This is a genomic window from Micromonospora sp. LOL_025, assembly GCF_048060285.1.
Lineage (GTDB): Bacteria > Actinomycetota > Actinomycetes > Mycobacteriales > Micromonosporaceae > Micromonospora.
This window is the reverse complement of record NZ_JBHMIR010000009.1, coordinates 217483-239741: the sequence shown is the minus strand read 5'-3', so window position 1 is coordinate 239741 and position 22259 is coordinate 217483. Positions and strand designations below refer to the sequence as shown.

Here is a 22259-nt window from a genome sequence, read left to right as displayed (position 1 = left end):
TGACCGACGCCGCTTCCAGCATCGCCAACCTCCACAACATCATCCTCGCCGGCTGACCACCGGCCCGGCCCAGGTCAACGCCTTCACCCAGTTACGAGACGCCCCTTACCCAGCGGCGTTTGACGATGTGGAATCCGCGCTTCTCGGCGTTTCTGGGGACGACTTCCACGTCGACGCCGAGGGTGGCGCCGTGTTCGATCACGGCGTTTTTGAAGCCGGTGTCCACCTATGCCTTGGTGGTCGTCGGGTGTGTACTTATGGCCATGGTTGAGTAGGCCTATTCCGATGGTGTGTTGGAGCCTGCGCCAGCAGATGATGGCGCAGGCGGGGTGAGGAAGGCTTCATGGGTGTCGTCGCGGATCTCCCATCGCACTCGCAGGCGGCGGAATGTCAATCCCCTGGATTCGTGGAGGACATCGTTATGCGGCCCGGACCTCCAGGGCGCGGGTCTCTGATCGTTCGTAGTCGATGGGTGATCGCCAGTCGCAGACGGAGTGCCGGCGACGCCGGTGGTAGAAATCGGTGATCCAGGTGGCGATCTTCAGTCGGGCTTCTGTGCGCGTGCGGAAGTGGCGGCGGTGGACGTACTCGACCTTGATGGTGGAGAAGGTGGCCTCGGCGACGGCGTTGTCGAAGCACGACCCGACCCGCCCCATCGACTGGCGCACCTTCCAACGGGCGCAGGCCCGGGCGAAGTCGGCCGAGGTGTACTCCCCGGGTTCAACCGGTCGTCGCAACACCTCGTGGTCATGCCGCGCGAGAACAGGTGTGGCTGGAGTACTATCCGCGAATTGAGCGGCGTGCCGCGAGGGATCCCTCCCGGGCAACCTGACGCAGTATCTGGGTGACTGCCGGGTTTGGTGCACACGGGCCGGGGATAGCGAGGGTGAGGCCGGCGACGGGCCGCCGGTGGCCGCCATGCACCGGTACGGCCTGCTCAAGGACGCCGAGTAGGCGCTCTCCTGCCGCAGTCGCCAGTCCCGCCCGTCGTACTTGCCGTATTTGGTTCGAAATGACGATTGGGTCGGTGACCGAGTGACGGGTCAGGGCCACAAGGGGATGGTCGAGCACCCGTTCCAGGTACGCAGAGTCGTATGCCATAAATATCTTGCCAGCGGCGGTGCAATGAGCGGGCAGCCGGGTCCCCCGCAGTGGCGCGAGTGACTCCTGCGCCGGATCGAAGACCACCTCGGCGACCAGGAGTTCGTGGTGGGTCGGAACGCAGAGATACGACACGAAGCCGGTGACGTGGTGGAGCCGTACCGCGAAGGGAAGTAGGGTATGCGCGAGCCTCGGTGGCAGGAAGCGTTGGACACCGGCGCTGAAGCGGAGGCCCTGCTCGCCGGGCGCATAAAGCCGGCCTGTGCGACGGAGCAACTTCTGGCTTGTGAGGATCTTCAGTAGTCGGTAGACCGATGACTTCGGCAGTTGCGTGGCCGAGACGATCTCGGTCAGGCTCATTGGATCGGAGTTGCTGAGAACCGCATCCATAACCGAGAATGCTCGGTGAATCAGAGCCTCTGAATAGCCGGAGGCTTGAGAAGTCAGCTCATTTGGTTCTCCCAATGGCGTCACGCCTCGCTCTGTCGGCTGGACTTGATGCGGGTCTCACACCTATCGTCGTCGATCCCGATACCATCGCCATGATTGCTCTCGCTTAGGAGCTTCGCAAGTCGGAAATCCGGCAGTGATTGCTGGCGACATCGGTCGGCGTTCCGCGGAAGGCGCTTCAGCAAGACGGAAAGTGCGCGGAAGTTCCACAGCTATCGGGTCAGCCCAGCTTGAGTACCTACCTGCGGGGCTGCCGGGAAACAGGATGCCATAGGCGAAAATCCCATCATTCTGCCTTAATGGCACTTACGAACTGCATTGCTATTATAAGCTTCAAGTCGGCGCCAGACATCGCCTACTGTTCTTCGTAGGCTGTCGGACCGGACGACGACGGCGAGTTGGGCGAGCAGACGGGTGGCGTCGGGGCTCCGGTACACGTACTGAGCGGCGGCCTTCTCCGCCCCGACCAGATCGGTCAGCGCCTCTCGGTAGTCGCCTTGCTGAAGGTGATAGATGCCGAGGTCCAGATGGAGCAGGGCGCGCTGGAGTCGGTCGCTGGGAAGATGGTCCTTGCACTCCAGCAGCATGCGCTTCGCAGCGTCGGCCTTGTTGCCGTGTATTGCGATTCGGAAGCGCGTCTGCGCGGTCAGGCGAGGGTGAGCGGACAGTCCGAGCGGGTCGGCATCGGACGCGGCGAGGCCGGCGAGAACGCTGGCGGAGCCGAGGTGATGCTCCACGAGAGCGGCAGACAGAAGGCCGCTACGGGCGCCGGCCTCGGCTGTCGCCAGATGGAGCAAGCTCATGGCGGCCCCGGCCGTGCTGAGCCGCGGCCTACGCTGCGCCGCCCGAGTGATCTCAAGAACCCTGCAATCCGCACCCTCACGCAGCGCCACCATTGCCACAGCCAGGTGCGCCACCGCCGTCAGCCCGATGCCCTCGGCCAATGCTGTCGCATCGCGACATCGATGAGCAGCAGTCCAGGCTGTGGCGACTTCGCCCAAGCCGTTGAGGACAACGGTGGCGTCGAAGCAGAGTCTGACAAGTAGCGGCACCGCCACAACACGTTCCTCGCCATGCAGGTGAGCGTGCAGGCTGAGGAGCGCGTCCGGAATCATCGATGCGGCGGCCCGATAGTCACAGTCCTTTCTTTGCTGATGCGCGAGCGCGGCTTGATGGCCCGCGTACGGCAGAGAGTTGGACCGTTGGTGCGGAGGTTCCGTGAGAGTGGTCGCCATGAAGGCCTGGCGAATCGCCTCGGTGAGGCGATCAATCCCTCGACTCGCCCTCAGCGCGGACGGTGTCGATACCAGGCCATCCTGTTTGCAGTCGAGCGCCAGAAATACACTGGTAAGGACACTTACGTTCGTAATGGGACGTGCGCCACTCTCGATGCGGGAGATGGTCGAGGCGCTGAGGTTCGCGCGAGAGGCAAGTTCGCGCTGGCTCCAGCCGCGCGACACCCTGAGGTATCGCACCCGATCGGAGAGATGTGTAGAACCCTGCGCCCGGCCGATCTCGACAAGGCTCGTCACGTCACCTCCCGATGGTTCAGGCTGGTCTGACGCCACCGTGTCACCGGTCAGGCGCTGTACGCCAGTCGTGGTGCCAGCTGTTGGCACGCCTTGTGGACCGGCAGATGGGACGCGCCGCCTTCGGCTGAGCATCGGCTGTTGGCGCCTGCGGAGGGTTGCGTCCACGTTGTTGTGCGACCTGCCCGGGATGGGCGTATTGGTGGGCGAGGCGCGGCAATCGTGCGGCCCGTCGAGAGTCAATAGCAGCTGTTCGATCGATCAGGGGACGCCAGATGGCGGCCGAGACCAAATAAGATGCCTCTGACGGTCAAGTGTTCCTGGCGATCAGGGCGGCGCTTGCAGGTTCCGGATGAGTTGCCTGCTGATGTAGCGCTTGAGGCTGCGGTGCTTTGATCTCGCGTAGGTGTGGGGTCACGTCCCGCGCTGATGGTGTAGGAGACGGCCATCGCGGGATCCGATCTGATGCTATGCGGCGATCGGGGTGGGGTTGGGCTGGTCGGTATCGTGTTGGCCGGTCTCGATCGTGACCATGCGGGCCTTGGCGAGTAGTTCCAGGCCCATGTAGCGGCGGCCTTCGGTCCATTCGTCGGTTTGCTCGGCCAGGACGGCGCCGACGAGGCGGATGATCGCCGGGCGGTTGGGGAAGATCCCGACGACGTCGGTGCGGCGGCGGATCTCCTTGTTCAACCGTTCCTGGGGGTTGTTGGACCAGATCTGTCGCCAGATCTCACGCGGGAAGCCGGTGAACGCGAGCAAGTCATCGCGGGCGGCATCAAGGTGCTCGGATGCGGCCGGGAACCTGGCTTCGATCGTGTTCACGACCCGGTCGAACTGGGCTCGGACGGCGTCGGCGTCGGGCTGGTCGAAGATCGTGCGCACGAGGGTGGCGATCCATGGCTGCGCTGACTTCGGCACCTTGGTCAGCAGGTTGCGCAGGTAGTGGGTTCTGCACCGCTGCCACGATGCTCCGGGCAGTGCGGCGCCGACGGCGGCCACGAGGCCGGCGTGGGCATCGGAGATGACCAGGCGGACGCCGGTCAGACCTCGGGCGGTCAGCGACCGCAGGAACGCCAGCCAGCCGGCGCCGTCCTCCTCGCAGGCGACGTCCAGGCCCAACACTTCGCGTTGACCGTCGGCGTTGACACCGACCGCGATCAGGGCGTGGACGTTGACGGTGCGACCTGCTTCGCGGACCTTCATCGTCAGCGCGTCCATCCACACGAACGTGTAGTGGGCGGCGTCGAGGGGCCGGTTGCGGAACGCCTCCACCTGCACGTCCAGGTGGGCGGCCATCTCCGAGACCTGCGACTTCGACAGCTGCCGGATCCCGAGCTGCTCGACCAGCTTCTCCACCCGCCGGGTCGACACCCCGAGCAGATAGGAGGTGGCCACGACCGACACCAGTGCCTGCTCGGCCCGCCGCCGGTGAGTCAGCAGCCAGTCCGGAAAGTAGGAGCCTTGCCGCAGCTTCGGGATCGCCAGGTCGATCGTCCCGGCTCGGGTGTCCCATTCGCGCTGCCGGTATCCGTTGCGGGAGTTGACCCGCTCGTCGCTGCGCTGCCCGTAGCCAGCTCCGCAGATCGCGTCGGCTTCGGCGGACATCACCGCCTGCGCGAACGTTTTGATCATCGCCTGCAACATGTCCGGCGACGCGCCCTCGATCTGCTCGCGCAGCAGGTCAACAGGGTTCAGACTCTCTGATGCGGCCATCGCGTCCTCTCTTCCTTCTCTGACTTGGTCGTCTTGAAGGATCGACGCGATGGCCGTCTCTCATCTACGCAACACGCCCATCACGGGCAAGTCGTACACCACGGCAGGGTCCGAGCTGACTCAGCCGCGAGCGCCACCACGGCTTCGCTGTCGCCGGGAGCCACCAGCAGGTCGCAGGCCAGCATCACGGCGTGGTGCGGGTTGGCGTCGTCAAGCAGCGCCCAGGCCTGTTCGGTCCGGAGCCGCCGCTGGAGGTCATTCTCCACCCGCCGAGGCTAATGGACGGGTCGTCGCCTCGTACGACTGCTGGTGAGAATCGTTGGACCAGGTGTCGGTTCTGGTCACCACGCCAGCCCGCGCGGAGTCGATCTCCTCGCCACTGGGCTACGTTGCTCCTCATTTGGGAACCAGCGAGTTTGTGTCGCAGCGGTAGAAAGCACCACTTGTGCCAATGCGTGGAATCGCAAGTGGTCGAGCGATGGGCGGCGCGTCACAATCAAGAGCCGAGTGCCCGTTAGAGGGACGTGAGCATAGGTATCGACGCAAAGCCTGGAGCCCTCGCCGTGCAGGGGTATCACCACCAATTAGCCCAACGGATGCGATCTCTGCGAGTAGCCCGGGGCTGGAGCCAGCGCCAGCTCGCCATACGCGCAAATCTGAGCCCGTCCACTGTGTCGCGGCTGGAGAGCGGCGGCCGGGTGGAGATCAGCGTCTCGACACTCACTAGCCTCGCCGTAGCCCTCGGCTGCTCGACCGATGACTTGGTCGACATCACCAGCGCCGCAGCTGACGCTTTCGGTACATATCAGGCCACGCCGCCCGCGTCGAACCGGATACGGCATGCTCTCATCGCCACGACGCTCGACTCTGCGCCGCAGGGTCCGGCGGAACCACTTCCGGCGACAGCCCAGCGGGTGGTCTCAGTCCGTCGGCATCGGCGTGCCTGCGACTACCGGTCGGCAGCTCGCCAGGCGGCGAAAGCCATGGAGAGTCTGCACCAACATGTCCATGGTCCGGACGGGCCACTCGCGCTGTCGCTTCTTGGTCTTCTCTGCTTCGACACCAGCGCCGTCCTGATCGGGCTGCAGGACCTGGGTACAGCATGGATTGCTGCTGACCGCTGCCGGGCCGTGGCGAGCAGGTCCGACCGGACCATGGTGGCGGTGGCCGGACTAGCTGTGTCGCAGGTGGCACTGCGACAACGAGTCGCACATCGCGCTATGGACGTGGCGCGATGCGGCCTGGACAACGTGGCCGTCGGCACGGTTAGCGATCTTGCGGTGACCGTGATGCTCCATCTGACGGTCGCCGGCGCCGGCTCGCACGCCGGCGCACTGTCCTCTCCTATTGTCAATCATCACCTGGCTTGCGCCGAACAGGCCGCTCCTCATGCGGAGCGTGCCGACGACCCATTGGGCTTGGCGGTCGAACCGGCGCTCGTCGAGCAGGCCCGGTTCGGCATTGCCGTACGGCTGGGACGCATCGGCTCGGCACAGCGCCATCTGCGCACACTCCGCGGCCGGCTAACCCGCGAACCCGCTTACCGTAGTCAGTTCTTCCTGGATCTCGCCCGCTTCCACCTCGACCAGAGTGATCACCATCGAGCGCTCGACTGCCTACTCCTAGCCGAGCAAACCGCGCCTCAACACGCACAAAGCCACCCGGAGGCAGCAGAGATCATCCGTCGCCTCAGCATCGTCGAAAGTGACGATGCCACCCTTCGCCGAGTCTGCGGCATCTGGCGCCGCTTCCAGCCGCATAACTGATGAAGGCTCGGGTCGGGACTGCATGCGTTCACGGGTGATCGCATCGACGGGAGCGGTAGCGTATCGCTGAGATCGCCGCAACACGAAGTCGTCCACCCAAGGAGCTAAGGCACCCGTCGCTCGGGCAACGGCAGGCACAGCAGCGCCCGCAGGGCGGTGTGCCGGTACCACGACCACCGCCAGGGCCGACAGCACCCGGGCGCCGGCACGGCCGGCCAACTGCCACACCACCGCACTGACCTGGAAGATCGGCTAAGGTGCGCGGCACTGGTAGCGGCTTGGACCCCCGGCAATTATTCCCGGAACGTGCGACGGCAGCGCCGCGTTGGGCACACCAGACGACGTACCCGCACTCGGGCCACCACCGGCCGAGCATCCACCGGCACATCCGCAAGGATCCGCTGGCGAAACTGATGCACCAGGCCCGTCACGGCTGCGCAGCCCGGGCAAGGCATCGGCCTTCGGGAGTCCGAGCCCGCGCCAGGACCCTTTACCCCGTCCGGCACCGTCGATCATCGTCGGCAGCAACCCCGAGAACACCAGCCTCACAAGATCATCGATCAGGCACACACGGCTCAACGACATCGACTACCTTCAGTCACCATCGAATGTGAGACAGCGCCGTTAGATCCACAGACCCACAGCCCTGGACCCGCGCCTTCCGGGAGTGTCCGGATACTGCTGTCATGCACGGGGGCGAGGTATCGTCCGCGGCCGCTTGGCCGCTGCCGGCCATCACGCCGCCTCGCCCGGGTGGTCCTGGCCATCGACGACGTAAGCGGCCAGGTCGGCCAAGCGCCACCGCTGCCCTCCCCCGCCGGACGGGGCCCAGAGCGCCTCAGCGGGACACAGTCCCGCCGACACGGCTTGGTCACGGGCACCAGTGGCGACGGGAATCCGCGGTGGCGTGTCGGCGAGCAGGCGGCGCAGGTTCCGCTCGCGGACAGCGGAGTGCAGCCAGAACAGCACCGGCCACGCCCGCCCGATCGTGGCGAACAGCTCCCGGTAGCCGGCCAGCTTGCCGACCAGGACCGACAGCTGCTCGCCGCCGGTGTCGTACTCGACGAAGAACGGCACGGTGGCGACGTTCTCGGCCCACAGGCCGTAGCCGTCCGGGCGGACCCGCGGCTGGTAGCCACGCACCAGACCGGGATCATCCGGCCCGGTGAACGTGCCGGCCCGCTGGCACACCGCCTCCGGCAACCACTCGCTGAGCTGGGCGTCGGGATGGGTGCGGGCGTAGCCGGCGAGGTCGGTGAAAAAGCCGTTCACCCCGAGCCGGTGAGCGAGCGTACGGCTGGATGTCCACCGCCGCCGCTCGATACGGGCATGGTCGCGCCGAGGTGGGCGATCGTCGCGGCCGGCGGCGACAACCTCGGCGCCGAGCTGGTCGATGACGTAGTGGTACGGGTACGAGCCGCCGTCGGCGCGCTGCGGCCGGAACCGGGCCACCAGCCGCAGCCGGTACAGCGTGCGCAGCCGGCGCTGGCAGAAGTCCAGCGACGGGAACAGCGCCTGGGCGATCTGGAACGAGGTCAGCACGCCGTGGTCGTGCAGCCAGCCCAGCAGGACGCGGTCTCGGTCGGTCAGCTGCGACTGGACCCGCAGAACCGGATCATCCACCAGCCACCACCTCCCTCCGAGCGGATGCCGCTGCCCAGGGGGAGAGACCCGAGAGCAGGCAGGGTCTGTCGCAGGACAAGCCTCCAGCGCTGACAGACGGGCTGAGCTGCGGTGTGAGAGGAACCAGGGGGTCGGTTCGGGGGTCCGGCTGAAGACTGACGTCAACGCTGACGCCAAGCCCGACCCCCGAACGGGGATCAAGCCGGAAGTCGTCACTGCCAATGCCTGCGGCAGTAGGTGAAGGTGTCGGCGAAAGCACGAGAACTCCTTGGTTGAGGGTGTGGAATGTGGTGTTGCTGGCGTGGTCGGGTCACCGGCGCCGCCGGAGCGGAAAGGATCCGGTTAGATGCATCCCGGCACCGCCCCTGCCGTGGTCGCCGTCGGTGGCGCACGCCTGCCGGCACGGAGCAGCAGCGAAACGAATGGCCTTGGGAAAGCGCGGAGGTAGCCGGTGGCGGGGTGAGGGCTAGCCTCTTGGGTCATGTCCGACCCTGCGCCGCGTCCGTTGCTGTTCCTTGACGTGGACGGCACCCTCATCCCGTTCGGCACACCCAGGGCGGCTGAGCCGGGCATGCCGCATGGCGACACCCAGGCACCGGCCCTACCGGCCGACGCCCATCCCTTGCTGCACAAGGTCGATCCGGAACACGGCCGCCGGTTGAAGGCCCTGCCATGTGATCTGGTGTGGGCGACGACCTGGATGAGCGACGCGAACGACGTGCTCGCACCGCTGCTCGGGCTACCGACCCTGCCCGTCGTGGACTGGCCCGACTCCGACGAGGTTGGCGTCCTGCACTGGAAGACCCGTGGGCTGGTCGAGTGGGCGCAGGGACGTCCCTTTGTCTGGGTCAACGACGAGATCTCCCACGCCGATCAGGAATGGGTGTCGACTCATCACCACGGTCCGGCCCTGCTGCATCGGGTCGATCCATGTCGCGGGCTGACCGAGCGCGACTTCACTGTCATTGAGAGCTGGCTCATGCGGGCGTGGTAAGGCGAGCTCCATGCCGTCGCAGTCGCCGTGCTTGACGGGCTGTCTGACCACTCGGGACCGGCGTTGACGAACGGTGCGCCGGAACGGCGACACCGGTAGCCGGCTTGGCTGCTCTACGGGGACGGAGCGCTCGGAAGCAAGTCGTCGTCGAGTCCGGTCTGGGGTAGCCCGGCGGCAGCGGCGAGGGCCTCGACGGCGTCGACCAGGGTGGTGGTCTCCGGTAGGACGAGTTCGCCTGGCCAGCCCAGGACGTCATGGGCGGCGTACCAGCCGCTCATGTGCTCGGCCGTGAACTCAGTGGCCTGCGGGCGGGTGAGATGCCGGCGCAGGGTCTCGGCCAGGGACACGTCGAGGTAGCAGAACAGGGACCGCCCCCGGTGGTCGTCGCGCAGGGCGGTCAGCATGCTGCGGTAGCGACCGGTGTGCATGATGCCCTCCAGCACGACGTGGTAGCCGTGGTCGAGGGCGAACCGGGCGGTCTGCCCGATCAATGCCGGCGCCGCGCCGCCGGGCTTGTCCCGCTCGCGCAGCAGGATGCGGCGCAGGTAGTCCTGCTCGACTAGGGCGCATCCCCGGCCGTGCCGGCGTCGTAGCTCCCGGGCGATGCTGCTCTTGCCCGAGCCGGAGTTGCCTCGGATGCAGACGAGGATCGTGTCCGGGCTGCCGGTGGGTTCAGCGGGCACGATGCCTCCTCTGCTTCAGTCGTTGCGGACGGTGAGGTCGAGGGCGGCGACGGTCAGCTGGGTGAGGTCGGGAAGTTGGTCCTCGCCGAGGGTGACGCCGCGCAGGTTGTCCAGCGGCGTCTTGAGACCGTGGAGCCGGCTGCCCCGCAGGTCGGCACCGTCGAGGTGGCAGGAATCCAGTTCCAGGCCGGCGAGGTCACAGGACCGCAGCGCGATGCGAGGTATGCGGCAGGACGACCACGCGCCGTTGGTGAGAGTGCAGTCGGTGAACGCGACCGAGCCGGCAGCGGTGACCCGCTGAAGGGTGGCGTAGTCGAAGCGGCAGCCGTCGAACAGGACGTCCTTGAGGCGCACGTCGGTGAGTCTGGTGCCGGTGAACCGGGAGCCGGTGATCGCGCACCGTTCGATGGTGATCCCGGTCAGGGTCGCGCCGGAGAAGTCGGCGCGGGTGATCTCGCAGCCGTAGAGGCTGCCGGCTTCCCAGGTGCTCTCGCTCAGGTCCACGCCGGTGATCAGGCTGCTGCGGATGCTTACGTCCTCAAGGTGCGAGCCGTGCCACGCCGCACCCTCGACGAGGGCCTCGGTGAGGCCGCCATCCAGGTCCGACGTGGTGTCGAGGTCGTCCGGTTCGAGGTCCGGCAGCAGGACCTTCACGTCGCCGATCGTGGTGGTACGCATGTGTCCTCAACCTGTGTGGGCGCGGGGTGGGCACGCCACCCCGCGCGTCCCGTCGCGGGGCTATTTCTTCTTGTTCCAGTTGTCCCAGCCGGGTCGACTGTCGAACCTACCCTTGTTGTCCCAGGTAGGGCGGTTGTCGAACTTCGCCGCGTCGATCGACGTTACCGACCGCTCCGGGTCCACGCCGAGGCGGGCGAGTTGCTCGGGTGCAGCGTTGACGAGGACCGCGAGGGCGCTGGTCATGGTGCTTCTCCTTAAGGGTTGAGGTGGTCCGCGGCGGCGCCGACGAGGGCCTGTCGGGTGGTCCGGCAGTAGGTCGTTTCTCGGGCGGTGAACGTCGCGTGCTCGAAGTAGCGGTTGCCGGCCTGGGCGCCACGGCAGAAGTCGTAGAAGGCGCAGTGGTCGGCGCAGTCGTTGAGGGCGGTAACGAATTCGGCGACGTAGCCCAGGTCGCCGGCGCCGGCGATCATGGCGGTGATGGGTTGCTGGAGGACGTTGCCGGCGATGAAGTCGCCGTATCGCGGCTCGGTGATGCCGAGCAGTTCCGGTGACAGCAGCACCACCTGCCCATCCCAGGAGACGGTCGGGATCGGCTCGTACGGGGCGTGGTCGACGTGCCCGGCACGGGTGGCGGCGAGGTAGTCGGCCAGCCGGTCCACGTCGCGGATCCGCAGCGGGCTGCCGCCGATGCGCCGTGCGATGAGGCGCTGCCAGAACCGGTACGCGGCATCCTCCGACACTGGTGCTCGGTCGGCGCCCTCCTGCTCTTCGATGTTGAAGCCCACCGACTCGCAGCCCGGCAGGCCGGTAAAGAAGTCGACGAGGGCTTCCGTGTGGTCGATGGTTTCCGGTGTGACCACACAGATCACCGAGTACCTCAACCCTGCGTCGGCCAGGGTCTGCATGCCGCGCAGGGTTCGGGCATCCGTCCACGTGCCGGCCCGATCGAGGCGGTTCCGGTTCAAAGCGCCGGGTCCGTCGATGCTGACCCCGACCTCGAAGCCGTAGGTGGTGAAAAGCTCGCACCACTGGCGGTTGATCAACGTCCCGTTCGTCTGGATCTCATGACGCACCATCCCCGCGCGCCGCAGCTCCTCGAACGGAGCCAGTAGATCCCGGAACAGCCCGATGGGTGTGGCGGTGGGTTCGCCCCCGTGCCACACGACGCTCACGGGATGACCGCTGTTCTGCTGGGCGATCGACTCGGCACAGGCCCGCGCGACCGCGCCGCTCATCAGGCGGAGGGATCTCCGGTCGGGCAGGTAGCAGTAGGTGCAGTCGAGGTTGCAGAAGCTCGTCGGCTGCACGACCAGGGTGTGGAAGCTGTCGGCGACCGCCGGCTCGCCGGTGGCGTTGATGAGGCCGATGCCGTTCACGAGGAGGCCTCTTCGATGCTGACGGCCGTGGTGGTACTGACGCGGTAGGCGTGGGTGTGGCGGGCAGGCCAGCCGAGGAACCGGTCGAACATGTCTGCCGCGCTGCCCGTGACGCTCGGGTTGAGCCGGTGCAGGTCGTCGATCGCGTCGTGCAGGCAGCCGGCCAGGTAGAGGAACAGGCTCACCGGCACTTCTCGGTACTCGGCTAGGAGCGCGAGCTTCGCCGCGCCGCAGGGCCATGGCTGCCCGCATCGGCGGCACAGCCACAGCGGGCGCATCGGCAGATGTTCCACCTCGGCTGGCGCGGGCCGGTTCGCCGCGAGACGGCGCTGCAGGCCAGTCATCGGCGACCGCCCTCGCGGGCCTGCTGCTCGAACAGCCGACGCCACATGAAGGTGAGTAGCGGCGGATCAGCGGGCCACACCTGCCCCGGCGAGGCCGTCCACCTAAGCTCGGGACGCCGGGACTGGCTGGCCATGGCGTTACGCGAGACGTACACCGTCATGCCGTCACCCCCACCAGGGACGATGAGCGGCGGGCTCGCCGGGGGAATGGCGAGCCCGCCGCCGCATCACGGCGGCTGGGAGCAGACCGCCGATCACCCACCCGCGCAGCCCTCATGGCGGTACGCAGGCGGGGCCTATTCCCCACGCCTGTGGGGGCGTCACAAGCTGGTGTCCGACGCGCCGGCAGACGCCCTTGCCCTGCGGGGATTTCGTCGTTCATGCCGAGCTCCCTGGCGTGAGGCCACGATTGCGTGCTGGCCACCTACTCGTTAGGAGCGGCGCCCAGCACAATCAGGTTCGCCCGCTGAGCACGGCGGCGGGGATGTCCTGTCGGTGCACTCACGGTGCACCTGCCAGCACGCCAAGTGCCGTTACGATCGTCCGGCCGACAACTGTCCCAGCGAGAGGACGTGCGATGGCTGCGGTGACGACCTGGACCGGCCGGGAAGCGAACGCGCTACGTCAGGCGTTGCGGATGAGCGTCACTGGCTTCGCCGAACACCTCGGTGCGGCCCGGCGGACGGTGGTTAAGTGGAGCAGCCAGGGCGACAAGGTCCACCTGCGTGCGGACATGCAGGCCGCCCTGGACACGGTGCTGGCGCGAGCCACCCCAGAGGTCCTCGAGCGCTTCGAAGCACTGGTGAGAGCAGGTACCAGCGGTGCACTTGCGGATCCCGCGCCGCTGCCTGTCACTGCCACGCACGCCCATACTGGCGCAGGCGGTACTCACGACATCGACTCGGACGGCGACGTGCGGCGCAGAGATCTCCTGACAGGCGTGACGATCAGCGGCATCGCCCTGCCGCACTCGGCAACCCTGCTCAACACACTGGTCGCATCACCAGCCCGCAGCACCGAGCCGGATGCCCTACCGCTTCGGCAGTTCGCTCGAGACGTTGCCGCCGCTAAAATCGACTACCAGGCCTGCCGGTATGAGCAGGTTCTCGGCCGACTCGTGGCCCTTTTGCCCGCCCTCGAACCGACTCGCGCGAACGCCGAAGGCGAGCAGCTAGCGCAGCTCGACGCCTTGGCCGGCGACCTCTACCACGTCGTCGGCAGCGTATTACTGAAGGTCGGTGACAAGGGCATGGCCTTGGTCGCCGCTGAACGCAGCACCCGCGCCGCTGCGATCAGTCAGGATCCGGTGGCGATGGCAGCGAGCGCCCGGATCATGACCCACGCCCTGATGAGCAACGGCCACATGGCACAGGCACGCCAACTCGCCGAAGACGCGGCCGAAACCCTCCGGCGCAGCACCCGTCTCGCCTCGACCGACGCGGTCGCCGTCTACGGCGCTCTGCTGCTCCGTGGTGCCATCGCCGCCGCCCGCAACGAGGACCGGGACAGCGCACGAGCCATGCTCGACGAAGCCGCCGATGCCGCCGGACGACTCGGTTACGACGGCAACGACCGGTGGACCGGCTTCGGCACCACCAACGTCCTGCTGCACCGCGTCAACATCGCGCTGACCCTGGGCGACGCCGGCACCGCCATCGCTCTCGCTCGCCAGGTACCGCTGGACAAGATCGGCCTCGCCGAACGCAAGGCCTCCCTGTTCGTCGACGTGGCACGCGCCTACACGCAGTGGGGACGCTACGAGCACGGCCTGGACGCTCTACGCGGCGCCTATCAGGTGGCACCAGAGGAGATCCGGTGCCGGCCAGCGGTTCAACGCATCGCCAGCGACCTGGCAGTCCTTACCCGAGGACACGTTCGCAGCGCAGTCCTCGACTTCGCCCAGCATGCCGGGATCCGCGTATGACCAACGGCCACCTGCAGATCGTTGTCTGCGCTGCCGGGCCCGCCGCAGACGTGACACAACTGGTCACCAATGCGACGCAGCAGTCGTGGACAACGGCGGTCACCGCCACCCCCAGCGCCCTCGACTTCATCGACGCGGCAGCGATAGAGCGGCTGACCGGGTACCCGGTCCGATCCACCTACCGGTCGTCTCCCGGCACCCACCGCTCCCTCCCTGCCACGGACGCACTCATCATCGCCCCCGCCACCTACAACTCCGTAAACAAGATCGCCCTCGGCATCGCCGACAACTACGCAATGACGACGATCGCAGAGCTGATCGGCCGGCAGGTGCCTACCGTGGTCGTCCCGTTCGTCAACGCCGCCCTGGCCAACCGCGCACCTTTCCAGCGCGCCGTGACGAATCTCCGCGACGAGCGCGTACGGGTCATCCTCGGGACCGAGGACGGATGGGAGCCGCACCCGCCCGGCAGCGGCAACAGCCGCCAGCAGGCCTTTCCGTGGACGGCGGCGTTCGAAGCAGCGACCCGGATGGCTAGCGACGCGCCGGCCAACAGCACCGATCGGCGCTGATCCAGCTTGGGTCCACGCGGAGGCAGGAGGCAAATTCAGACCCCAAGGTCGGCCAGTCGGCGGGGGTGGGCGGCACCGGGCAGCCTCCAGACCCGATCATTGGGCCAGTACCGATACATCATCTCCCTGGTGCTCACTGCAATCTGCGGTCGCATCGGGCCGCGGATGAGGTCATTCAGCAGTTGCTCTTCCCGCTCGGCATCCTGAGCGATCACCAGCACCGCTCCGACCGGCACCGCTCGGTCCGTGTGCCGGTAGCCGGTCAGCAGCCCACTCAGTCCCGACGTCCGCTTCTCGTGCTCGGCGATGGCGTCGCCTATCGGGCCACGGTCGACGTGTACGAGGAACCGCAGGCATCGCCCGTCCTCCAGCCAGATGCCGTAGCCGTCGGCGCGCAGGTGCGCCAAGTCGTGCTGGCGCAGCCATGCCGAGGTCTCCATGGTCGCCAGCCACTGGAACAGTTCGCACCGCCCCGGGTTGCGGCGCGACACCTCAACCAGTGGCAGGAACAGCAAGGCGTCCGCCGCGCTCGGAGGCCGGCGACCGAGCTGAAGAGGCACCGGACGCCCCGAGGCCGCCAGGTCACGACGAACCATCTCGGCCCCCTCGGCCGTGACCTCGTACCACCAGGTGTGGGTGCGGTCCTCCGCCGAGCAATCGCGACGCACCAACCCCAAACCGTGCAGCCAGGTCAGGTCCCGGTGGGCCGTCAGCCGCGACACGTCGCAGACCAGCGCCACATCCAGTGTCGACGCCGTACCGTGTTGCGCCAGGAACGACAGGATCCGCCACCGCCGCGGCGACAGCCGCCGTACGGCCGCACGGTCACCCATGTCCTGATGATCCCGCCGAACATCAACCACTCATAGCCATTTCGATCGCTCATTACGCAACGTGGCGGGCAGTCCGTCGCCACGAACGGCCACCAGGATCATCTGCACCGACCTCGAATGCCGTCTGGACCGCCGGATGAAACGCCGGCGGACACCGCCGAGCGCCCTCACCCCTCTAATCGTGGTTTTGGGCCGGATTTTGGAGATCACTGTTCAGATAATCAGCCGAAGAGGCGAGCGTGAAGCGGTTTACAAAACACATAGCGGACAGTCTGCCGTGGATCTGCAGAAGCCACGTCGACGTCGAAGCCGGTAGCCGCAAGGGCACCGCCACCCGCCCGCCATCAGGTCAACACCGAGACATGCCGAACCCGCCCGCCGTCACGCTCCGTTACGTCTTGCGAGGATCGCCAACGGGGAGCACCGACTCGACGATGGTCGCGGTCCCGACCACCGGCACCTGTTCGTGCATTGTGATCACGTCGCCGGCCGCCAGCCGTCGCCACCGTTGTGGTCTCAGCGGAGCCAGGCGAATTACTGCTCTCCCGCCGGGCTGAAGATCCGGCTGTGCCTCGACCCACAGCCGTGCGACGTACAGGTCCGGGTCGCCCGCCGGCGTCACATCGCCGATGTCCCACAGCGGACGGAGGCGCCCATCGCCAGGAATCGGAGTCCGCCTGCCGCCAGCGACGTCCGGATCCACGAGCTGAAGGTCCGCGCGCATCACCCCGTGAACGACCTCAAAGCGGCGCCAGTGGCACCACCGCTCGGTCCGGGACAGCCGCATCATCCTGGCCGCCTCCGCGGGCAGATCCCAAGAGGCGGTCTCGGAGCGGTACGCGTCGCCCAGTTCCACGAGGATGTCCAGCGCGACCTTCCACTCGTCGTGGTCGAGGTACTCGTTGGCATCGGCCACCGTCGTGCCGGCCGCGCCCGTCGCGACCGCGGGCACGTGACGGGCAGCCCGACGAAGAAGCTCGGGGACATCCACGGCGTGGATCCTCCCGCAGGATCCATTGGACGCCACGCCCCGGAAGGGGCCAGAGCCGGATATCGGCCCTGGAAACCCCACGGACGGCCCACGTCTCGGCCGGCATCCCGGCTGCCGGCAACGCGCACCGCCCCACCGAATGGGTAGCTTGTGTCCACGATCACGGCACCGCGTCCACGGCCTACCGGAACCGTCCAACCGCTCCCGAGCACCCGACGAGCACCCAGCCATCGCCATAGACACGAAAAAGGCTCTGGCCAGGTGGAAACCACCAGGCCAGAGCCTTTATTGCTGGTGCGCCGCCAGGGACTCGAACCCCGAACCCGCGGATTAAGAGTCCGCTGCTCTGCCAGTTGAGCTAGCGGCGCTCGCTGGCAACGGGGAGAACATTAGCACGCCCTCCGAGGGGGGTTCCAATCCGATCCCCGGCTCCCCCCTTCGGCCGAGCTTACCGGGCATTCAGGGGCAAAACTACCGGACGGGCGACGACAGGGGGCGGACATGAGGCCACCATGCGGCACGATGTGCGCCAGGTACGCGAGAACAGAGGTGGGGATGGGCATGTTCGCGCGGGCCGGGGCGATGGTGGGCGCCCTCGGCCTGGTGGCGTCGCTGGCTCTGACGGGCTGCGGCGCGGAGCAGAAGAAGCAGGCGGAGTTCGTCGGCGGCACCGCGCCGGCCACGTCCGCCACACCGGGGGCGGCGGGCACGACGGCCGAGCCCGGCACCCCGGCCGCGCCGAGCGGTCCGCCGCTGACGGTCAGCCCGGCCGACGGGGGGAAGAACCGGCCGGTCAGCTCCGAGATCAGCGCCGAGGTGCCCGGCGGCGGGAAGGTGTCCAGCGTCACGCTGACCGCCGCCAACGGCGGCCGGGTCGAGGGGCGCCTGCGCGCCGACGGCTCGTCCTGGGTGCCCTCGAAGCCGCTCAAGTACGGCACCCGCTACACGGCCACGGTCACCGCCACCGGCCCCGACGGGGTGACCAGCCAGGGCACGAGCACCTTCACGACGATGGCGAAGCCCAAGTCGGTGATCAGCTCCGGTCTCTACCTCTTCGACGACAAGACCTACGGCGTGGCGATGCCGGTGGTCACCGAGTTCCACCCGGGGATCCCGAAGAAGGACCGGGCGGCGGTGCAGAAGCGCATGTTCGTGCAGACCGACCCGCCGCAGCCGGGCGCCTGGCACTGGGTGGAGAACGGCACCCAGGCCTACTACCGCGCGCCGGAGTACTGGAAGCCCGGGACGACGCTCACCGTCCGGATCGCACTGGCCGGCATCCCGCTGAGCAACGGCCGCTACGGCAACGTCGACCGTACGGCGACCGCCAAGATCGGCCGGGCGTTCGAGATGAAGGTGGACAACGCCACCAAGAAGATGACGGTGTACGAGGACGGCCAGGTGGTCCGCACCCTGCCGGTGAGCCTGGGCAAGAAGAAGACCCCCTCCTCCAGCGGCACGATGGTCGTGATGGAGAAGAAGGAGTCCACGGTCTTCGACACCCGCGACGATCCGGACCCGGCCAACCGCTACGTCACCGAGATCGACTTCGCCCAGCGGCTCACCTGGGGTGGCGAGTACATCCACGCGGCGCCCTGGTCGGAGCACGTGCAGGGCCGGCAGAACGTCTCGCACGGCTGCGTCAACGTCTCCATGGCGAACGCCCGGTGGCTGTTCGGGAAGACCAAGGTGGGCGACCCGATCACCATCGCGGGCACCGAACGCAGGCTGGCGCCGGGCAACGGCTGGACGGCGTGGAGCCTGAGCTGGTCCGAGTTCGTCAAGGGCAGCGCCGTGCCGGTGCCCGAGGCAGGCGAGGGGTCGGCCTTCTGAGGGCACCCGTACCGACGATTCCGGCGACCGGCCCGCACCCGCGGGCCGGTCGCCGTCTTCGTGGCCCGGCCGTGACGCCGTCCGGGCCCGCGATGCCGGCGAGCCCCGGGAGACCGCGCCGCCGGGCACGTACGGCGGGCCGGAAAGGCGAGCGGGCCTCGGCAAAGCCCCGGATCTTATCAACATTCGGACATCTCGTACGGCGTGTTTCGGTTCACCTTGCGGAACGGGTACCTGTGTCGGTGCGTCAGTGAGGGACGATGGGCAATCGGGGACCACGACTGTGAGGGAATCATGCGAGCTGTCCAGGACCAGCTGATCCGGCGCGGAGACGACCGGCGGGATGGCCGACGCCGTGGGTTCGCGGCGGCGGTGCTCGCCGTGACACTCGCGCTGGCCTCCGCCTGCACCGACGGCGGCGGGGGCAAGCCCTCGGGCTGGCAGAACGGCGACGACCAGCCCGCCGCGCCGAAGGCGGCGGCCACCATCGTCGAGCCCAAGGCCGACGCCAAGGACGTGCCCGCGTCCACCGGCATCACCTTCACGGCGAACCAGGCCGAGGAGACCAGCGTCGAGCTGAAGGACTCCACCGGCACGGCCGTCGAGGGCGAGCTGGCGGCAGACGGGAAGAGCTGGCTGCCCGCCGGCGCGCTGAAGTACGGCGAGACGTACACCGCGACGGTGACCGCGACCGGCGACGACGGCCGGCCCGCCACGGCGACCAGCACCTTCACCACCATGGCGAAGCCCGGCAAGCAGGTCCGGATCAGCAGCTTCCTGGGTGACGACCAGGTCGTCGGCGTCGGCATGCCGCTGATCGTGAAGTTCAGCCGGGCCGTTCCGGAGGACTACCGCGACGACGTGCAGAGCCGGATGAAGGTCACCTCCGTACCGGCGCAGGAAGGCATCTGGCACTGGGTCAGCCCGACCGAGATCCGCTACCGCCCGAAGGAGTTCTGGCAGGCGAACAGCACGGTCTCCTACCGGGTCCAGGCCGGCGGCCTGCCGCTGGGCGACGGCTGGTACGGCCGGGCGGACCTCAGCGTCGGCATCAAGGTCGGCCCGGCGGTGGTCATGACGGTGGACAACAGGACCAAGCGGATGACCGTCACGAAGGACGGCTCTGTGATCAAGACCATCCCGGTCAGCCTCGGCAAGAAGAGCACCCCGTCCTCCAGCGGCACCATGGTGGTCATCGAGAAGCTGCGCAAGACGGTCTTCGACACCTTCGAGGAGTTGGGCCCCGAGGAGGGCTACCGCACCAAGATCGACTATGCCCAGCGGCTGACCTGGGGCGGCGAGTTCATCCACGCCGCGCCCTGGTCGGAGGGGCAGCAGGGCCGGGTGAACGTCTCGCACGGCTGCGTGAACGTCTCGATGGCCAACGGCGCCTGGCTGTTCGCCAACACCCGCGTCGGCGACCCGATCACCGTCAAGGGCACGGAACGGAAGCTCCAGAACGGCAACGGCTGGACCGACTGGAACATGAGCTGGGAGCAGTACGTCAAGGGCAGCGCCCTGCCGTACGAGCCGCCGACCGAGGCCGCCCCGGAGGAGACCGGCGAGCCCACGGCCACCCCGACCGCCTGAGCCCGGAACGCCGAAGGCCCCCTCCGCGAGGAGGGGGCCTTCGGTCAACGGGTGACTGATGGGAATTGAACCCACGACAACCGGGACCACAACCCGGTGCTCTGCCAACTGAGCTACAGCCACCATGCCGTTCACACCCGGTGGATCCGCGCCCGGTCGATCGCCCCGGGCGGGGTGCGGACCAATAATAGCCCCACCCCCGCCCGCCGCGTCCAGCGGGTTCCGCCGAGCGGGTTGTGCCCGGCGGCTCAGAGTCCGGCTGCTATTGCCTTGGCGGTCTCCACGTCCGGCCCGGGCAGGGGCACGAAGACGGTCCGCCGGTAGTACTCCAGCTCCCGGATGCTCTCCCGGATGTCGGCCAGGGCCCGGTGTGCGAGCCCCTTCTGGGGCTGGCCGAAGTAGACCCGGGGGTACCAGCGGCGGCACAGCTCCTTGATCGACGAGACGTCGATCATCCGGTAGTGCAGGTGCGCGTCGAGGCGGGGCATGTCCCGGGTGATGAAGCCCCGGTCGGTGGCGATCGAGTTGCCACACAGCGGGGCCGTACGCGGGTCCTTCACGTGGCCGGCCACGTAGTCCAGGACCATCTCCTCGGCCTCCGCGAGGGTCACCGTCGAGCGCCGGACCTCGTCGGTCAGCCCCGACTTGGCGTGCATCGTCGCCACGATCTCCGGCATCGCCTCCAGCGCCGCCTCGTCGGCGTGGATCACCACGTCGACGCCGTCCCCGAGCACGTTGAGGTCGGGATCCGTGACGAGCGCGGCGACCTCGATCAGCTTGTCCCTGCCGAGGTCCAACCCGGTCATCTCACAGTCGATCCAGACGAGAAGATCAGCCACCGGGACAGCCTACGCGCAGCCCACCCGGCCGCGCGCCCGCGCACCGGGGCGCGAGGTGACCGCTAGGGTTTCCTCCGTGCCAGCCGAACCCGCCGCACCGCCCGCCGTCACCGACGACGATCCCGGCGGCCGTACGGTCCGTCGGCTCGTCACCCTGCTGGCGCTGGCCGCCGTGCTGCCGGCGCTCTATCTGCCCGGCCTGGTGCACGATTTCTTCGACCTGAAGATCTACATGCGGGCGATGGACTGGTGGGCGGCCGGGAACCCGCTCTACGACTACGTGCAGCCCGACCGGGTGCAGGGCGAGCTCTACTTCACCTACCCGCCGTTCAGCGCACTGCTGCTGCGCCCGTTCGCGCTGCTGCCGCTGGGCGCCACCGTGGCGATCTTCACGGTCCTGACGGGACTGGCGGTGGTGGTCACCACCCGGTGGCTGCTCACGCCGGTGATCGCCCGGCACGGGCTGCCCCGTGTGTTCAGCCTCACCGTGGCGGTCCTGCTGGTGCTGGCCGTCGAGAGCACCCGCGAGACGATCACCTTCGGTCAGATCAACATGCTGCTGGTCGTGCTGATCCTGGCGGACCTGCTCTTCGCCGTACCCCGGGCGAGCCGGTGGGCCGGCGTGGGCGTCGGGCTGGCGACGGCGCTCAAGCTCTTCCCGGGCATCTTCATCGTCTACCTGCTGGTCACGCGCCGGTGGCGGGCGGCGGCGGTGGCGAGCGTGACGGCCGCCGCCGCGACCCTGTTGGCCGCGGCGGTCGCGCCGCGCGACTCGTGGCGGTTCTGGACCCACGAGCTGTGGGCGACCGACCGCGTCGGCCGCACCGACTACACCGGCAACCAGTCGCTGTTCGGCCTGCTCAGCCGCATCACCGCGCCGGAGAAGCCCCACCAGCTGGTCTGGCTGCTGCTCGTGGCGGCCGTCGCCGGGTACGGGCTGTGGCGCGCCGCGCGGGCCGCCCGCGCGGGGGACACGCTCACCGGACTCGCCCTGACCGGCCTGGTCGGCTCGCTGGTCAGCCCCATCACCTGGACCCACCACATCTACTGGTTCATCCCGGCGGTGGTGGTGCTGACGGACGCCGCGCTGAGCGCCGACCCCACGACCGGCGAGGGCGGCCGTCGGCGGCGTCGGCTGGCGGCACTCGCCGTCGGCACCTCCGCCCTCATCGTGTACGGGGTGGTGACCTTCCACGACTGGGGCATCGCCCCGGTGCGAACGGACTCGCCGGGCGAGTTCCTGGTGCGCAACACGTACGTGCTGCTGAGCCTGCTGCTGCTGGTGACCCTGCCGGTGCGGCGGGAGGGCCGCAAATCTCTCCAAATGGACAGTCTTCCCAAGTAGTGCCCTTCCTCGCTAATCTGGTCGCAACTACTCAGGCGTCTCTCGGGTAGCACCGATCCCCCGGTGAGGGCGGCC

Annotated in this window: 23 protein-coding genes, 2 tRNA genes and 1 pseudogene; 7 read left to right on the top strand and 19 right to left on the bottom strand. The window is 68.0% G+C overall.

The window, feature by feature from the left end; genetic code table 11:
* Positions 1–106 precede the first annotated feature (106 nt).
* The 6 genes and pseudogenes from ACFHW0_RS15260 to ACFHW0_RS15235 all read right to left on the bottom strand — a co-directional run.
* A pseudogene (locus tag ACFHW0_RS15260) lies at positions 107–226 on the bottom strand (IS5/IS1182 family transposase); the annotation flags it as partial.
* A 193-nt stretch (positions 227–419) separates the two neighbouring features.
* The gene (locus tag ACFHW0_RS15255) at positions 420–737 is read right to left on the bottom strand and encodes an integrase core domain-containing protein (protein WP_416608134.1); all 318 of its coding nucleotides are present in this window, start codon (positions 735–737) and stop codon (positions 420–422) included.
* Between the two features lie 43 nt (positions 738–780).
* Positions 781–1575, bottom strand: coding sequence for an IclR family transcriptional regulator (locus tag ACFHW0_RS15250; protein WP_416608132.1), 795 nt, complete (start codon positions 1573–1575; stop codon positions 781–783).
* A 272-nt stretch (positions 1576–1847) separates the two neighbouring features.
* Positions 1848–3083 (bottom strand): helix-turn-helix domain-containing protein, encoded by a 1236-nt coding sequence (locus ACFHW0_RS15245; protein WP_416608131.1) that lies wholly within the window; start codon positions 3081–3083, stop codon positions 1848–1850.
* Positions 3084–3548: 465 nt separating this feature from the next.
* Complete coding sequence (locus ACFHW0_RS15240) at positions 3549–4793, bottom strand: IS256 family transposase (protein ID WP_416608129.1); 1245 nt, start codon at positions 4791–4793, stop codon at positions 3549–3551.
* A gap of 80 nt (positions 4794–4873) precedes the next feature.
* Positions 4874–5059, bottom strand: coding sequence for a hypothetical protein (locus ACFHW0_RS15235; RefSeq protein ID WP_416608127.1), 186 nt, complete (start codon positions 5057–5059; stop codon positions 4874–4876).
* A 258-nt stretch (positions 5060–5317) separates the two neighbouring features.
* On the opposite strand from ACFHW0_RS15235, the gene ACFHW0_RS15230 reads away from it, so the two are divergent.
* Complete coding sequence (locus ACFHW0_RS15230) at positions 5318–6559, top strand: helix-turn-helix domain-containing protein (RefSeq protein WP_416608125.1); 1242 nt, start codon at positions 5318–5320, stop codon at positions 6557–6559.
* A 293-nt stretch (positions 6560–6852) separates the two neighbouring features.
* On the opposite strand, the gene ACFHW0_RS15225 is transcribed toward ACFHW0_RS15230, so the two are convergent.
* Together ACFHW0_RS15225 and ACFHW0_RS15220 are read right to left on the bottom strand one after the other, a co-directional pair.
* On the bottom strand, positions 6853–7014 hold the full coding sequence (locus tag ACFHW0_RS15225; RefSeq protein ID WP_416608152.1) for a transposase family protein: 162 nt from the start codon (positions 7012–7014) through the stop codon (positions 6853–6855).
* A gap of 280 nt (positions 7015–7294) precedes the next feature.
* On the bottom strand, positions 7295–8182 hold the full coding sequence (locus tag ACFHW0_RS15220; RefSeq protein ID WP_416608123.1) for a replication-relaxation family protein: 888 nt from the start codon (positions 8180–8182) through the stop codon (positions 7295–7297).
* Between the two features lie 481 nt (positions 8183–8663).
* On the opposite strand from ACFHW0_RS15220, the gene ACFHW0_RS15215 reads away from it, so the two are divergent.
* On the top strand, positions 8664–9176 hold the full coding sequence (locus ACFHW0_RS15215; RefSeq protein WP_416608121.1) for an HAD domain-containing protein: 513 nt from the start codon (positions 8664–8666) through the stop codon (positions 9174–9176).
* A gap of 113 nt (positions 9177–9289) precedes the next feature.
* Here the strand turns inward: ACFHW0_RS15215 and ACFHW0_RS15210 are convergent, their stop codons facing one another.
* From ACFHW0_RS15210 to amcA (ACFHW0_RS15185), 6 genes are read right to left on the bottom strand one after another with little or no spacing between them, the layout of a single operon-like run.
* Positions 9290–9859, bottom strand: a complete 570-nt coding sequence (locus ACFHW0_RS15210) for a kinase (protein WP_416608119.1) — start codon at positions 9857–9859, stop codon at positions 9290–9292.
* A gap of 15 nt (positions 9860–9874) precedes the next feature.
* Entirely contained in the window at positions 9875–10537 is a 663-nt protein-coding gene (locus ACFHW0_RS15205; RefSeq protein ID WP_416608117.1) for a pentapeptide repeat-containing protein, read from the bottom strand.
* Between the two features lie 60 nt (positions 10538–10597).
* Positions 10598–10780, bottom strand: coding sequence for a multiple cyclophane-containing RiPP AmcA (amcA, locus tag ACFHW0_RS15200; protein ID WP_416608115.1), 183 nt, complete (start codon positions 10778–10780; stop codon positions 10598–10600).
* Positions 10781–10791: 11 nt separating this feature from the next.
* Entirely contained in the window at positions 10792–11913 is a 1122-nt protein-coding gene (amcB, locus tag ACFHW0_RS15195) for a cyclophane-forming radical SAM peptide maturase AmcB (protein WP_416608112.1), read from the bottom strand.
* Positions 11910–12257 carry a hypothetical protein gene (locus ACFHW0_RS15190; RefSeq protein ID WP_416608110.1) on the bottom strand — a complete coding sequence of 116 codons (348 nt, stop codon included), beginning with the start codon at positions 12255–12257 and terminating at the stop codon, positions 11910–11912. Before ACFHW0_RS15190 ends, amcB begins: the two co-directional genes overlap by 4 nt.
* Positions 12254–12418, bottom strand: coding sequence for a multiple cyclophane-containing RiPP AmcA (amcA, locus tag ACFHW0_RS15185; protein ID WP_416608107.1), 165 nt, complete (start codon positions 12416–12418; stop codon positions 12254–12256). The genes ACFHW0_RS15190 and amcA (ACFHW0_RS15185) overlap by 4 nt, the downstream gene beginning before the upstream one ends.
* A 416-nt stretch (positions 12419–12834) precedes the next feature.
* Here amcA (ACFHW0_RS15185) and ACFHW0_RS15180 point away from each other — a divergent pair, with 416 nt between their 5' ends.
* Together ACFHW0_RS15180 and ACFHW0_RS15175 are read left to right on the top strand one after the other, a co-directional pair.
* Positions 12835–14181, top strand: a complete 1347-nt coding sequence (locus ACFHW0_RS15180; protein WP_416608104.1) for a hypothetical protein — start codon at positions 12835–12837, stop codon at positions 14179–14181.
* Positions 14178–14753 carry a flavoprotein gene (locus ACFHW0_RS15175; protein ID WP_416608102.1) on the top strand — a complete coding sequence of 192 codons (576 nt, stop codon included), beginning with the start codon at positions 14178–14180 and terminating at the stop codon, positions 14751–14753. The genes ACFHW0_RS15180 and ACFHW0_RS15175 overlap by 4 nt, the downstream gene beginning before the upstream one ends.
* A gap of 35 nt (positions 14754–14788) precedes the next feature.
* Here ACFHW0_RS15175 and ACFHW0_RS15170 read toward each other — a convergent pair whose 3' ends face one another.
* From ACFHW0_RS15170 to ACFHW0_RS15160, 3 genes are all read right to left on the bottom strand, one after another.
* Complete coding sequence (locus tag ACFHW0_RS15170) at positions 14789–15586, bottom strand: DeoR family transcriptional regulator (protein WP_416608100.1); 798 nt, start codon at positions 15584–15586, stop codon at positions 14789–14791.
* 391 nt (positions 15587–15977) lie between these two features.
* Complete coding sequence (locus tag ACFHW0_RS15165) at positions 15978–16577, bottom strand: hypothetical protein (RefSeq protein ID WP_416608097.1); 600 nt, start codon at positions 16575–16577, stop codon at positions 15978–15980.
* A 292-nt stretch (positions 16578–16869) separates the two neighbouring features.
* Positions 16870–16945: transfer RNA gene (locus ACFHW0_RS15160), tRNA-Lys, on the bottom strand.
* A 187-nt stretch (positions 16946–17132) separates the two neighbouring features.
* On the opposite strand from ACFHW0_RS15160, the gene ACFHW0_RS15155 reads away from it, so the two are divergent.
* Together ACFHW0_RS15155 and ACFHW0_RS15150 are read left to right on the top strand one after the other, a co-directional pair.
* Positions 17133–18410, top strand: a complete 1278-nt coding sequence (locus ACFHW0_RS15155; protein ID WP_416608095.1) for an Ig-like domain-containing protein — start codon at positions 17133–17135, stop codon at positions 18408–18410.
* A 294-nt stretch (positions 18411–18704) separates the two neighbouring features.
* Positions 18705–20000, top strand: coding sequence for an Ig-like domain-containing protein (locus ACFHW0_RS15150; protein WP_416608092.1), 1296 nt, complete (start codon positions 18705–18707; stop codon positions 19998–20000).
* 50 nt (positions 20001–20050) lie between these two features.
* On the opposite strand, the gene ACFHW0_RS15145 is transcribed toward ACFHW0_RS15150, so the two are convergent.
* Both ACFHW0_RS15145 and orn read right to left on the bottom strand, forming a co-directional pair.
* Positions 20051–20123, bottom strand: a tRNA-His gene (locus ACFHW0_RS15145).
* 125 nt (positions 20124–20248) lie between these two features.
* Positions 20249–20839: an oligoribonuclease gene (orn, locus tag ACFHW0_RS15140; RefSeq protein WP_416608090.1), complete on the bottom strand. Its 591-nt coding sequence runs from the start codon at positions 20837–20839 to the stop codon at positions 20249–20251.
* A gap of 76 nt (positions 20840–20915) precedes the next feature.
* Here orn and ACFHW0_RS15135 point away from each other — a divergent pair, with 76 nt between their 5' ends.
* Complete coding sequence (locus tag ACFHW0_RS15135; protein ID WP_416608088.1) at positions 20916–22184, top strand: glycosyltransferase family 87 protein; 1269 nt, start codon at positions 20916–20918, stop codon at positions 22182–22184.
* Positions 22185–22259: the final 75 nt, after the last annotated feature.